This is a genomic window from Brunnivagina elsteri CCALA 953 (genome assembly GCF_002289455.1).
Taxonomy (GTDB): Bacteria; Cyanobacteriota; Cyanobacteriia; order Cyanobacteriales; family Nostocaceae; genus Brunnivagina; species Brunnivagina elsteri.
In genome coordinates, this window is sequence record NZ_NTFS01000169.1 from 1 (window position 1) to 13,562 (window position 13,562).

9 protein-coding genes and 1 pseudogene are annotated in these 13,562 nt (G+C 39.7%); 5 read left to right on the forward strand and 5 right to left on the reverse strand.

The annotated features are described in order from the left end of the window. Positions 1–298 precede the first annotated feature (298 nt). From carB to mutT, 4 genes are all read left to right on the forward strand, one after another. Positions 299–3,565: a carbamoyl-phosphate synthase large subunit gene (gene carB / locus CK510_RS15645; protein ID WP_095722586.1), complete on the forward strand. Its 3,267-nt coding sequence runs from the start codon at positions 299–301 to the stop codon at positions 3,563–3,565. Positions 3,566–4,092: 527 nt separating this feature from the next. Next, the gene (locus tag CK510_RS15650) at positions 4,093–5,049 is read left to right on the forward strand and encodes an RNA polymerase sigma factor, RpoD/SigA family (protein ID WP_095722587.1); all 957 of its coding nucleotides are present in this window, start codon (positions 4,093–4,095) and stop codon (positions 5,047–5,049) included. A 368-nt stretch (positions 5,050–5,417) separates the two neighbouring features. Next, positions 5,418–5,753, forward strand: a complete 336-nt coding sequence (locus CK510_RS15655) for a DUF760 domain-containing protein (RefSeq protein ID WP_095722588.1) — start codon at positions 5,418–5,420, stop codon at positions 5,751–5,753. A 5-nt stretch (positions 5,754–5,758) separates the two neighbouring features. Further along, positions 5,759–6,166 carry an 8-oxo-dGTP diphosphatase MutT gene (gene mutT, locus CK510_RS15660; RefSeq protein ID WP_095722589.1) on the forward strand — a complete coding sequence of 136 codons (408 nt, stop codon included), beginning with the start codon at positions 5,759–5,761 and terminating at the stop codon, positions 6,164–6,166. 284 nt (positions 6,167–6,450) lie between these two features. Here the strand turns inward: mutT and CK510_RS15665 are convergent, their stop codons facing one another. Both CK510_RS15665 and CK510_RS15670 read right to left on the reverse strand, forming a co-directional pair. Continuing rightward, positions 6,451–7,056 (reverse strand): hypothetical protein, encoded by a 606-nt coding sequence (locus tag CK510_RS15665; protein ID WP_095722590.1) that lies wholly within the window; start codon positions 7,054–7,056, stop codon positions 6,451–6,453. Positions 7,057–7,069: 13 nt separating this feature from the next. Beyond that, on the reverse strand, positions 7,070–8,884 hold the full coding sequence (locus CK510_RS15670; protein ID WP_095722591.1) for a serine/threonine-protein kinase: 1,815 nt from the start codon (positions 8,882–8,884) through the stop codon (positions 7,070–7,072). Positions 8,885–9,284: 400 nt separating this feature from the next. Between CK510_RS15670 and CK510_RS15675 the strand changes: the two genes are divergently transcribed. Then, a complete protein-coding gene (locus CK510_RS15675; protein ID WP_095722592.1) occupies positions 9,285–10,193 on the forward strand; it encodes a c-type heme family protein in 909 nt (302 codons plus the stop codon). Between the two features lie 189 nt (positions 10,194–10,382). Here the strand turns inward: CK510_RS15675 and CK510_RS15680 are convergent, their stop codons facing one another. The 3 genes and pseudogenes from CK510_RS15680 to CK510_RS15690 form a co-directional block, all read right to left on the reverse strand. Beyond that, a complete protein-coding gene (locus CK510_RS15680; protein WP_095722593.1) occupies positions 10,383–11,705 on the reverse strand; it encodes a serine/threonine-protein kinase in 1,323 nt (440 codons plus the stop codon). A gap of 254 nt (positions 11,706–11,959) precedes the next feature. Then, positions 11,960–12,946: a phosphate/phosphite/phosphonate ABC transporter substrate-binding protein gene (locus CK510_RS15685; RefSeq protein ID WP_245912171.1), complete on the reverse strand. Its 987-nt coding sequence runs from the start codon at positions 12,944–12,946 to the stop codon at positions 11,960–11,962. 266 nt (positions 12,947–13,212) lie between these two features. Then, positions 13,213–13,470: pseudogene (locus tag CK510_RS15690) on the reverse strand (Uma2 family endonuclease); the annotation flags it as partial. Between the last annotated feature and the right edge of the window lie 92 nt (positions 13,471–13,562).

Genomic DNA, 13,562 nt, shown 5'->3' on the forward strand with positions numbered 1-13,562 from the left:
GTTATATAGTTTTAAGATTTTTTCTCAGTTTAAATAGAAATAATTTGCAAAATATCAAGCAAGTATTTGGTTATTGGTGAAGTTTAATAAACATTTGCACAAGTAGAATCTTGGGAATTCAGAATAAAAGGTAAAAGCGATCGCAAATAAATGATAAAATCTTCCAGCCTTGAGTGAAACATGGGGCATTGGGTATCGAAATTGATTAATATTACCTCCTTCTCCCCCTTGTCTCCCCTACTTCCCTTTTCCCTTACAATTATTTGGATTTGTATTTTCCTACTCCCTAGCCAAGAATATGCCCCGTCGCACCGATATCAAGAAAATTTTATTAGTAGGTTCTGGTCCAATCGTGATTGGACAAGCATGTGAATTTGATTATTCTGGAACCCAAGCCTGTAAAGCGCTACGTGAGGAAGGCTATGAGGTGGTATTGGTAAATTCCAATCCGGCAACAATTATGACCGATCCGGAAACAGCCGATCGCACTTATATTGAGCCACTGACACCGGATTTAGTCGCAAAAGTGATTGAGAAGGAACGACCAGATGCTTTGTTACCAACGATGGGGGGACAAACTGCCCTGAATATTGCGGTAGCTTTAGCAAAAAGTGGTGTTTTAGATAAATATGGCGTTGAGTTGATTGGTGCTAAGTTACCAGCGATTGAAAAAGCCGAAGATAGAAAGCTTTTTAACGAAGCAATGGCAAAAATTGGGGTAGCTGTTTGCCCTAGTGGAACTGCTTCGACTTTGGTGGAGGCAAAAGCAATTGCCCAGAGGATTGGTACTTATCCTTTAATTATTCGTCCTGCTTTCACAATGGGGGGAACTGGTGGTGGTATTAGCTACAACGAAGAAGAGTTTGCGGAAATGGCACAGGGAGGTATTGACGCATCTCCTGTTTCCCAGATTCTGATCGACCAGTCGCTGCTAGGGTGGAAGGAGTATGAACTCGAAGTGATGCGGGATTTGGCGGATAATGTCGTGATTATCTGTTCGATTGAAAACCTCGATCCAATGGGGATTCATACCGGAGATTCGATTACGGTTGCCCCTGCCCAAACCCTTACCGATAAAGAATATCAACGGTTGCGGGATATGGCGATCGCAATTATTCGCGAAATTGGTGTGGAAACTGGGGGTTCTAATATTCAATTCGCGGTTAACCCTGTGAATGGGGATGTGGTGGTGATTGAGATGAATCCCCGTGTCTCCCGCAGTTCGGCATTGGCATCGAAGGCTACTGGTTTCCCCATTGCGAAAATGGCGGCAAAGCTGGCAATTGGTTATACCCTGAACGAAATTAGAAACGACATTACCAAACAAACCCCAGCTTCTTTTGAACCAACCATAGATTATGTGGTGACAAAGGTTCCCCGGTTTGCCTTTGAAAAATTCCCCGGTTCCGAACCCGTTTTAACTACCCAAATGAAATCTGTTGGGGAAGCAATGGCAATTGGACGGACTTTTAATGAATCCTTCCAAAAAGCAATGCGTTCCTTAGAAACAGGTAGGGCAGGTTGGGGATGCGATCGCGCAGAAAAATTACCAAGTGGTGAACAAATTCGCTTTCAACTTCGCACTCCTAATCCCGACAGAATTTTTGCTTTACGTCACGCGATGCAATTGGGGATGAGTCTTGATGATATCTACGAATTAACGGGAATTGACCATTGGTTCCTCGATAAAATGCAGGAAATTCTCGAAGTCGAAAAATTCCTCAAACGTACTCCCTTACGGCAATTGACAAAAGAGCAGATGTATGATGTCAAACGCCAAGGATTTAGCGATCGGCAAATTGCTTATGCGACGAAAACCAATGAGGATGTAGTTCGCACTTTCCGCAAACAACTTGGAGTTATCCCCGTCTACAAAACAGTAGATACCTGTGCTGCGGAATTTGAAGCTTTTACCCCATACCACTATTCAACCTACGAAGAAGAAAACGAAATCATTCCCACTGATAAACCCAAGGTGATGATTTTGGGTGGTGGTCCAAACCGGATTGGGCAAGGTATAGAATTCGATTACTGTTGTTGTCACGCGGCTTATGCCCTGAAAGGGGCGGGCTATGAGACAATTATGGTTAACTCGAATCCAGAGACGGTTTCCACCGATTATGACACCAGTGACAGGCTTTATTTTGAACCTCTGACTAAGGAAGATGTTCTCAACATTATCGAAGCCGAGAATCCTGTAGGGATTATTATCCAATTTGGTGGACAAACACCACTGAAATTATCTTTGCCATTGCAGAAATATTTAGAGGGAGTAGAAAAAGATTCCCAATTACCCGTTACCAAAATTTGGGGTACTTCCCCCGACTCAATCGACGCAGCCGAAAATCGGGAACGGTTTGAAAAAATCCTCAAAGAACTCGATATTGCCCAACCACCCAATGGAATTGCCCGTACCTACGAAGATGCTTTAGTTGTAGCGAAACGCATTGGCTACCCCGTTGTTGTGCGTCCTAGCTACGTTTTAGGTGGACGAGCGATGGAAATCGTCTATTCGGACACCGAACTCGAACGTTACATGAAGTTTGCCGTCTTGGTAGAACCCGAACACCCAATTTTGATCGATAAATTCTTGGAAAATGCCATTGAAGTCGATGTTGATGCCATCTCCGATCGGACAGGAAGGGTGGTAATTGGTGGCATTATGGAACACATCGAACAAGCTGGTATTCACTCCGGGGATTCAGCTTGTACTTTACCTTCGATTTCCCTACCCCCTGCGGTTCTCGATCGCATTCGCACTTGGACAGAACAACTCGCGCGATCGCTCAAGGTAATTGGCTTAATGAATATTCAGTTTGCCGTCATCAATGCCCAAAGTTACTCACCCCAAGTTTACATCTTAGAAGCAAATCCCCGTGCTTCGCGAACTGTGCCTTTTGTATCAAAGGCTACAGGCGTACAGTTAGCCAAACTGGCATCCTTAATTATGTCGGGGAAAACATTGGAGGAGCTAAATTTTACCAAAGAAGTGATTCCGTCCCATATTTCTGTGAAAGAAGCCGTATTACCCTTTAGTAAATTCCCTGGTACAGATACCCTACTCGGTCCCGAAATGCGTTCTACTGGGGAAGTGATGGGTATAGATATTGACTTTGGACGGGCTTTTGCGAAAGCTGAACTGGGAGCTGGTGAACAATTGCCACTCCAAGGAACGGTGTTTGTCTCGATGAGCGATCGCGATAAGGCAGCATCAGTTACTGTAGTCCAAGAATTTATTGATATGGGTTTTGCAGTAATTGCTACTGAGGGAACCCGCCGCATATTAAAGGAACATGGCTTAGATGTGGAACTAGTATTAAAGTTACACGAAGGTCGTCCCCACGTCCTTGATGCCATTAAGAATCGGAAAATCCAGTTAATTATTAATACACCTTCTGGAGAGGAAGCTCAAACCGATGCTCGACTGATTCGACGTACCGCATTAACCTACAAAATCCCCATTATTACTACGATCGCAGGTGCAAAAGCTACCGCAGCCGGAATTCGTTCGTTACAAACCACTGAGTTAGACGTGCGAGTAATTCAGGAATACACGGCTTTTTAGATGAGAAGGCAGAAGGAATTCGTCAAGTACCAAAAGATATATTTTATTCCTTCTGCCATCTGCCTTCTGAGAGAAATCTGAGAAAACTTTACATTTATTGATGATTTTCATTAATAAATTTGTAGAATTGGTATAGGCGTTTTTACGCTGTAATAGTCTACAGGAGCTTGAAAATATTGGCATAAGGGGTAGCCAACCATTTCTAAGAAATGTTACAATCTTTAATACTAAAAAATACTAAAAATGAGAGAGTAAATGTTTATCCAGTTACGTTTTATCTAACCCAAGGTACTTGCGGGTCGAATGCATAAAAAGGTAACTTTAAGCAAAATTAATTAACCATATATTCATACCAACTAGTCAAACTAGTTTGTCCAACCAAACTATATGCGACCAGTGCCTGTTCCGTAACAGGATGAAAGACAATTGTAATAAGGGTTCCCAAGTTCATTGGGCATCAACCTCAATAGGCATCTACTTGCCGACAATAAACAACTATCCACACACAATTACTCAAGAGTAGCGCCATGAAGACCGCTCAGACACCCACAGACCTCGTGCGGACTTACCTGCGTGAGATTGGCAAAGTGCCACTCTTAACACACGAGGAGGAGATTTTCTATGGCAAACAGGTACAACGAATTGCCAGCTTGTACGAAGCGAGGGAGTCTCTTGTCACTCAGTTAGGTCGTCAACCGACTTTGGATGAGTGGGCAAAAGCTACAAGCATTGACACGAAAGACTTAAATCATGCGATCGCAGAAGGTGAATTTGCCAAACGTAAGATGGTGGAAGCGAATTTACGTCTAGTTGTGTCGGTTGCCAAAAAATATATAAAACGTAACGTTGACCTACTTGACTTAATTCAAGAAGGCAGCATTGGGATGCAACGTGGCGTAGAGAAGTTTGACCCCACCAAAGGATACCGATTTTCAACATATGCCTATTGGTGGATACGTCAAGCGATAACTCGTGCTATAGCGGAAAAAGGACGTACCATTAGGTTGCCAATTCACATTACAGAAAAACTCAACAAGATAAAAAAAGCACAGCGTCAGCTATCCCAGCAACTCGGACGGGCACCCAGTGTGGGGGAATTAGCCGAAGAACTCGACCTGACAGCCAGACAGGTGCGGGAGTATCTCGAACGAGCGCGATCGCCCCTTTCTTTGGACTTGCGTTTGGGAGATAACCACGACACCGAATTAGGTGAAATGCTGGAAGATACAGGTGGTACACCGGAAGAGTTTGTCATGCAATCTTCCCTCACCAACGAGTTACAAAGATTAATGGCAGACCTCACATCCCAACAGCGCGAAGTCATATCATTACGCTTTGGATTGAAGGACGGGCAATCAATGACACTGGCTCGGATTGGGGAAATTCTCAGTATTAGCCGTGAGCGAGTCCGACAAATCGAACGGGAAGCCCTCAGCAAGTTACGCAAATCCAAAATGGATATGGTTGAGTATTTGGCAAGTTAGATAGTGGATATTGGTAAGGGAACACCAAAAAATCAATCATCCTAAATTATCCTGTAGGGGCGGGGTTTTCCCGCCCTTAGTTGCGAATGGTAAGATAAATCTAGAGTTGGGATATTTTATTTTTGGAAAGCCCTTAAATCCCCATTACCTAAGATTCAATATCGAATTGGGTAGGAAACACTCTCGAATAATTACGGTTACAACGACTGCCAATAACACAGTAAGCTTGTTACATTAGGTTTCAAGAGAAGAAAACAGTCAGCAATAATCCCAGATATTACAGGCGATGTCCTCTTGGGACTCAGCTTAATGCAATCAAGCGTATCGCCCCAAAGATGAAGCTAACTGTAGAAGTATAGGAGGCAAAAATGAGTAACCAATCGAATCGAGTTTCTGAATTTTTTGATAGTGAGTCTGAAGCCAGTAATTTATTATGGCAGTATGTAAAATCACTAAGTCCTGACACCGTTAGCCAGTTATCCAAGCCATCCTCATCTGAAGTATTTCAGGTAATGGAGCGGAATATTGTGGGATTGCTGGGGAATATGCCTCCGGAAAATTTTGGGGTAACAATTACAACTAACAGAGAAAACCTTGGTCGTTTGCTGGCTTCGGCAATGATGAGTGGTTATTTTTTACGTAATGCCGAACAACGGATGAACTTTGAAGTCGCGTTGCAAGGAAACGAAAGCGATGACAGTTAGAAAGTATGAATCCACCACATAAAATTATCGGTGTTGGTGTTATTTGGAATGATACAGGAAAAATATTAATCGATCGCCGTCTTCCTCAGGGTGCAATGGGGGGGTTATGGGAGTTCCCTGGTGGCAAAGTCGAACCAGGTGAAACGGTGGAAGATTGTATTAAGCGGGAAATTCAAGAGGAATTGGGAATTGAGATTGAAGTGGGGGATTGTTTAATTACTATTGACCATACATATACCCATTTACAAGTGACGCTAACAGTGCATCATTGTCGTTATCTTGCTGGAGTTCCCCAACCCATTGAGTGTGATGAGGTGCGTTGGGTTAGTTTGGATGAGTTGGAAACTTTTGATTTTCCGGAGGCAAATACCCAGATTATTGCTGCTTTGAAGCAATCAAGTAAATTTTTATAATATCGCTAATTAAAAGCATATTTATGGTTTAAGTAATTGAGTAGATATTTTTAATTTTATTGTAGGTTGGGTGCAGGCGCACGATAAATATTTGTGATGATATGATAAATCTACATTTGCGCCGTAACCCAACATTTTATTAATTATTTTAAGTGTCTTTTATTCGTTGAATTTAGATATTTTTGTGGTTTAAATAATTTCCGTTTTCCCATTATCATATGTTGGGTTACGCAAAGCCTTCACCCAACCTACAAAGCTGGAAGCATATCGCACTTTCAAGCAAATTAAAATAGTGTTTTAAATGGTTCTGATAAAATCCCCAATATTTGATTAATTTCGACAATATAATAATCTCTTTTATCAATTTGAATCGTCTTATCCCTTAATCGCAAAAATTTCCAATCAGTACCAGTGGTAATTGCTCCATAAATGCTTTCGATTGCATTCTCTTGACGCTGATTGAATATTTGTGCTGCTATCATTTCGGCTATACATTGTCCTAATCCGGCTTTGATATTTTCATTTTTTGCCTCCACCAAAGTTATAACTGGTGTGCGAATTTCGTAAATATCACTTGTTCCCGTCAAAATATAATCGCAATAACCATTTAAACCTTGTTGGGAATCGACATTAAATTCTATACCTGAAAAGAAACCTATTTTAAAATTAAATTGTCTACGTATCTCCAATAAAATTGGCGTAACAATTAATTCGGAACGGGCTTTTTCTGTATTAATTCCCGTTGCAAGTGCCAAGTTTTCATTTAATGTTGTTTGTAAAAACTGGCTGGGATTAATACCAGGAATATTCGCAAAAAGATTATCTGGTTCTTCAACGGTTAAACCAAAATTTTGTCTAATTGTAGAAAGAGTAAAATCGCTGTAAGCCATTGATTTTTAACCACTAACGCCAGATTTTGATTGTCTCATCGTCGCTACCACTGATAATTGTCCTCCCATCTTGACTAATCGCAACGGAACGAATGTAATTCTCATGTCCTGTCAAAGTACAAATTTCTTCTCCGCTTTCTAAGTGCCAGAGTTTAATAGTTTTGTCCCAACTAGCACTAACTAGCGTATCCGAGTTTTTACTTAGAGAAATTGAGGAAACCACATCGCTATGCCCTGTCAGAGTGCGAATTTCCTTACCTGCGATCGCATTCCAAACTTTAATAGTTTTATCGCTGCTACCACTGACGAGTATTTCACCTTTGCGGTCAAATGCAAGACAATTAACAAAGAATCTATGACCTGTGAGTGTGTGTATTTCACGACCTGTTTTTACTTGCCAAATTTTGATGGTGCAGTCAGCGCTAGTACTGGCAAGAAGCTCTCCATCGGGACTAAAAGCTAGGGAATGGATAGCATCCTCATGTCCAATCAAAGTATTGATTTCGTATGTGGTATTTACTTGTGTAATTTTTATCGTACAGTCTACACTACCACTTGCTAGTAATTGCCCATCTGGACTAAAAACTATGGCATTTACACCGTTGTGATGGGATGTCAGAGTACAAATTTTTTTGCCTGTCTTCACTTGCCAAAGTTTAATTGTATTATCCCAACTGGCACTAGCAAGAATTTCTCCATCTGGACTAAAAGTTAAATTCCAAACCGAATCGCTATGTCCAGAAAACCAGCGTCCAAATTGCCGTAATTTTTCCCCTGTCTGTAATTCCCAGAGTTTAATTGTGTTATTATTGCCACCGCTTGCAAAAACATCTCCATTGGGACTGATAGCGATCGCATAAACCATACTCCCATGTCCGCGTATAGTACGATATAACTCAGGGATAGAGCTTGGCTGCTTTCCCGACTTCCCAGTTGGGGGAATAATCAGTGGGATGGTTGACTGTAGTGATAAAGGAGTGGAGAAACTTTGCTGAATATTACTTGTATTATTTGTTAATAAATCTAACCATTCTTGTACTGACTGAGGACGAAATTGCGATCGCATTTCCATTCCCTGCAATATTGCGACATTAACGCGATCGCTAATCTGGGGATTGAACTTTATTGGAGCTTCGAGGGGTACATTACGAATGCGATCGTCCGCACTTGTGGGAATTACACCAGTAGTTATTGTATAAAGTGTTGCGGACAAACCGTAAACATCAATATATTCTCCTCGCGGTGCTTCTAGCTGATACTGTTCCGGTGGAGCGAATCCAGGAGTTCGATATACAGTATGGCGTTGCACAACATCAGGTATAAATTCTCTAGCAATTCCAAAATCAATCAATACCGCTTCTAATTTTCCCTTGCGAATCATAATATTGCGCGGTTTAATATCTCGATGCAGTAAACCTTTACGATGAATAACCGTCAATGCTTCACCAATTTGCTGAATATAAAGTAATGCTTCGGTTTCCGATACAATTCCGCTTCGTCTGAGTCGCTTACCTAAATCTTCACCTTCAATATATTCCATCACCATACAAGGCAAATTATCCTCATCGAAGATATTTTCGATTTGCACAATATGGGGATGACGACAAACTGCTAATCTCACAGCTTCATCACGAAAATCTTGCCGCAATTTATCACGATGCGGTTTCCAGGAACGATTATTTAATATCTCTTCTTTGAGGGTTTTAATTACTCGTAGTTGATTCGATTGGTTCCTAACCAGGAAAGTTATACCAATTCCACCTTCTCCAAGTTTACCTTCAACGATGTAGCGTCCCCCAAATAAAGCTTGCCCTGGATTCCACACCATAGTTATGAGTTCTGAGTATTAAGTTCTGAGTATTAAGTTCCGAATTATGAGTGAGAGGACATTTCTAAATTTAAAGAGCATAAAGTCAAAGAAGGTATAGAATCTGTATTCTTTCTTGATAAACTTTAAGATATTAATCATTGTAATCTTTAACTTAAATATTTACTCCCTTAAATAACTGTTAGCGATTTACATAATTAATAAAAATTAATATTGATCGGGTTTAGCGATAAATTCGCGTTACCTCCATGCATAAATATTTGGCATTGAACGTTTATATGTTTGTAACGAGCTATTTAAGCCTGTTATATATTTTTATTATGTTGATAGTGTTAAATCTAGATAGCCTCAAATTAAGTTCAACAAAATAGCTAGTTTCAGATACAAGCGAGATAAAACTATGTTAAAAAATATGCGTTTGAGACAAAAATTTACAATCCTCTTAGTAGTGATATTAATAATGGGTTTGAGTGTCAGTGGGTTGGCTTTATCTTCCCTACTCAGGCAAAATGCTCGAAACGATATTGCTGCGACTGGTTTAATGTTAATGGAAACCATGACTTCTGTGCGTAAATATACAAGTACACAAGTGAATCCCGAACTCAAAGATAAATTGGAGTCTAAATTTTTACCGCAAACAGTACCTGGATATTCAGCGCGGGAAGTTTTTGAAGTGTTGCGGAACAAGCAAAATTATCGAGACTTTTTTTACAAGGAAGCAACCCTAAATCCGACTAATTTACGCGATAAAGCCGATCGCTTTGAATCTGGTATTGTAGAGCAATTCCGCAAGGATGGTAATCTAAAAGAATTAAGCGATTTTCGCAAGCTTTCTGGTGGAGATATCTTTTATATTGCCCGTCCATTGGCTGTTTCGGAGGCAAGTTGTTTGGAGTGTCATAGTACCCCAGAAGCTGCACCAAAGAGCATGATTGAGCGTTATGGTAGTGCGAATGGGTTTGGTTGGCAGTTGAATGAAATTATCGGTGCCCAAATTATCTCTGTACCTGCAAATACGGTGATTAATAAAGCGAATAAATCATCTTTTGTGATTATTGGCTTAGTTTCGGCTGTTTTTGTGGTTGTAATTTTATTAGTAAATATCTTTTTGAACAGTCAAGTAATTCGTCCTCTCAAGCACATTACTCGTGTTGCGGAGGAAGTTAGTACGGGACATATGGATGCTGAATTTGACAAGTTTGGTAATGATGAAATTGGGAATCTTGCTAAAGCGTTTAAACGGATGCAATTTAGTTTAGAAATGGCAATGAATCGATTGAAAAAGTCTCATGGTAATACTAGTATTTGAATTGGGGATTGGGGAAGAAGTATTTATTAACTCCTAACTCCTAATACCATTTTAATATGAAGATGCATAAAATAACCCCACCGTAATAACAGCACCTCCCCTACCCTTCGGGAACGCGAAGTGCGTAAGGTAAGGGGAGGTTGGAGGAATCGAAATAATGTGCAGCTTCACAAAGAATTGGTATAACTCCTAAGTTAATAGCTGTCTTGTAAATGCGATCGCATCATGGGAGTCGTAGATTTCTCTAGATAGAATCTGGACGAATTCGTATTGGGTAACTCTCGGATTTTCTACTAGGGTTTCTTCTATAATTATGCTTGCCATTGGACCAATGTAATAAGCTAGCTTTTTTTGGCAAGACTCAATAAATTCTGGTTGCAGTAATGGTAATTTTGAAGTTGATGAGGTTGATTTAGTAAAGTTTGTATCATCTGTAGTTCGATTTGTATTTTCAATACTATTATCAATGCCTTTACTATTAGTATTACCAGAAGTATTGCCAGAAGTAGTACCAAATATATTCTCTATCGGAGGTAAATAAAACTCCGATGTTACTTCCCAAGGTTGGGGTTCATTAGTATAAATAGTGGGTGCTAAATCGTCTACTTCTTCAGGAATTGAAATTTCCGATGTCGTTGTTAGACTTTCCAATAATTCTAAATCCCTAAGAACTTCTTGTGAGGTTTGATAGCGATATTTAGGGATATCAACGAGCATTTTGTCAAGAATTTTTGTAAAGCGATCGCTAACATTTGTATAGAGTTGCCATTTCCATTCTAAAGAATACAAATCCATCAAAAACGATGGGTCGCGACCTGTTAATAATACCACTGCGGTGACACCCAATGCATACAAATCGCTACTGGGGGAACAGATACCAATACTAATTTGTTCGCGAGGTGCATATCCGACTTTTCCCACTAATGACATTTTGCCAACAAAGGTTGTTTGTTGACTACTACCTTCGTTGAAATCAGCAATTTGTTTACCAACACCAAAATCAATTAACACAGGTAAATCCTTGCCATCGGGTAACATAATATTATCAGGAGAAATATCACGGTGAATGATATTATGCTCGTGAATATAATTAAGTATAGACAGCAATTTTTTTAGCCAATCTATAACTTCAGCTTCCGAAAATGTTTGGTTTTGGAGTTGGCGATCGCGTAATAATGCAGAATAGGTTTGACCATCCACATATTCCTGTACCAAGAATAATCTGCCTTCTCCTTCAAAACATGCTAAAAAACGCGGAATTTGCGGATGTTCGAGTTGATGTAAAATCTTAGCTTCACGTTTAAATAGATTACGACATCTCTCTAAACCATTTTCACCTGTACCAACAGGAGCAAATTCCTTGAGAACACAGGGTTCATTAAAACGACGGGTATCAAACGCTAAATAAGTTCTTCCCAGTCCACCTTGTCCGAGTAGTTTTTGAATTATATAGCGATTATCAATCAAGGTTCCAGCTGCAATTTCTGAACCTGCCAAGGGGAACTGAGACATAATCATCGAACTCCGCTATTTCTGATAAATAACTGGTTCTTTTTACGATTAGCAACCATGCAAAATGCTTTGCGGTTAGAATTGGGGAGTTATAGAAACACGATGAACAAGCGTGTCTTTACCCAGAACTAAACACTTATGACTAATTAATATAGACTTCAATGCCAGCAGATAAAGAAAACTCCAGATGATTATTTATCTTGCTTAATACTATTTATAACGCAAAGAAAATATTAAATTTTGTCAAAAATATATTATTTGCTTTTTTCAACTTTAGTCTTTTCTGGATTCGGTGTTATCTGATTATTTAGTTGTGGGTTCACCAAAACCACAGGAACTTGTTTGACTTTATCTTCAAGTGGTCTGACTTTTTCGATTAGCTGAATAAATTGGTCGTAATTAGGGACTTTCGCACTAGTCAGATATCCAGCATCAGCAGTAATATCGGGAGGTGCTTCCCGCATTGCTTTTTCGATTTGTTGTTGCTGGTTACGATCTACTTTTTGTCCAATTAACACGACTCCAGCGGGAATCCAACGACTAGTATGTAAAACCCGAAACTTCGTTGTGGGAAAATCGCGTTTGTAGGTTTCAAAATCACGTTCTGCCATCGCAGCAGCATCAACAGTTCCATCGTTGAGGGATGTTAATGCTAATTTCGGTGTTGGTACTTGTTTAATTTGTTTTAAAGTTAACCCGTACAAGTCGTACAGAGGGACATAGAAAGCTGCTGCTGAACCAGTTTCCCCCAAAGCAACGATTTTGTTTTGCAAATCACCGATTTTCTGGATTGCTCGATCGTCACGAACTAAAAGTAAAGAACGTTGAGTACTGCTGACACCTTCCAGTGAGAATAGAGGAAGATACTTTGCTTTACTAATTGCGATCGCAGCTAATCCTGGGGGGGCAAAAACTATTTCCCAGTTTTGACGCTGTACCTGTTCTACTGCCTGTAATTCATTGTAAGCAGGTTCAAGTTCGATAATCGATTTTGTTTGCTTGCCAATGTGATTTTTAAAGCGATCGTACTTGTCTAATGAGATAGTACCTTCACCGTAGCTAACTACACCAATACTTAATTTATCTGTATTAATTTTTTCCTCGGCTGTATCGCATCCAACTGCAAACAGACCAAGTAAAATTACTACAACTGGAAGTAATAAAAAATACGGTGTTGTAGAGTAAATGCGATGCGATAAGCGGAGCTTAACGTCAAGGACATACCGCATTGTCAATTTCATAGCATATCTTGGTTATGAGACTTCAGCCATTTTCATTATCCTTATTTTTTGTAATCTAGGTGACAAAGACTTACCAAACTTAAAATTTAGCAAGTTTACAAGTGAGTTTGGGTTTGCTTTCTCATGCAAACAACACTGGAATTAATATACTTCGCTTAATTTTATGAAAAAAGTGTTTAAATTTACGAACAATCTAAGTTTTTGAGTATCATTTTTTAGATGTTAAATAGTTATAAGTAAACAAATTGATGATGAATAAAATTTAATTAAACTTCGGGTTCAATACCTGCTGCACGTAATTGTGTTGCTAATTTTTCTACACGTTCCGAACCCCATAATAATAATTCTCCTTGTTCATTCCACCAACGTAACCAGTAACTATTACGATTTTCGCGAGTTCCTTGCCAAATACCCAAAAAAAGCCTTAACTCAGGTATCCAATAGTAGTTATTTTCCTCAATCGTTTGCAATACAGATTGTCCAGATTCGGCTAACCTATAGACTTCTAAATCACCACTATCCGGCAAATGCTCTCGCTCTTTAATAATACTAAAACCAAGTAATTATAATTTTTTAATTACTTCGATTTTGGCACATCCACAGGAAATTTTGACAT

Excerpts from the sequence above, each read along its gene's own strand:
- CK510_RS15650 (WP_095722587.1), top strand. The coding sequence starts at position 4,093 with ATGAAGACCGCTCAGACACCCACAGACCTCGTGCGGACTTACCTGCGT.
- CK510_RS15675 (WP_095722592.1), top strand. The coding sequence starts at position 9,285 with ATGTTAAAAAATATGCGTTTGAGACAAAAATTTACAATCCTCTTAGTA.
- CK510_RS15670 (WP_095722591.1), bottom strand. The coding sequence starts at position 8,884 with ATGGTGTGGAATCCAGGGCAAGCTTTATTTGGGGGACGCTACATCGTT.
- carB (WP_095722586.1), top strand. The coding sequence starts at position 299 with ATGCCCCGTCGCACCGATATCAAGAAAATTTTATTAGTAGGTTCTGGT.
- CK510_RS15680 (WP_095722593.1), bottom strand. The coding sequence starts at position 11,705 with ATGTCTCAGTTCCCCTTGGCAGGTTCAGAAATTGCAGCTGGAACCTTG.
- CK510_RS15655 (WP_095722588.1), top strand. The coding sequence starts at position 5,418 with ATGAGTAACCAATCGAATCGAGTTTCTGAATTTTTTGATAGTGAGTCT.
- CK510_RS15685 (WP_245912171.1), bottom strand. The coding sequence starts at position 12,946 with ATGAAATTGACAATGCGGTATGTCCTTGACGTTAAGCTCCGCTTATCG.
- CK510_RS15665 (WP_095722590.1), bottom strand. The coding sequence starts at position 7,056 with ATGGCTTACAGCGATTTTACTCTTTCTACAATTAGACAAAATTTTGGT.
- mutT (WP_095722589.1), top strand. The coding sequence starts at position 5,759 with ATGAATCCACCACATAAAATTATCGGTGTTGGTGTTATTTGGAATGAT.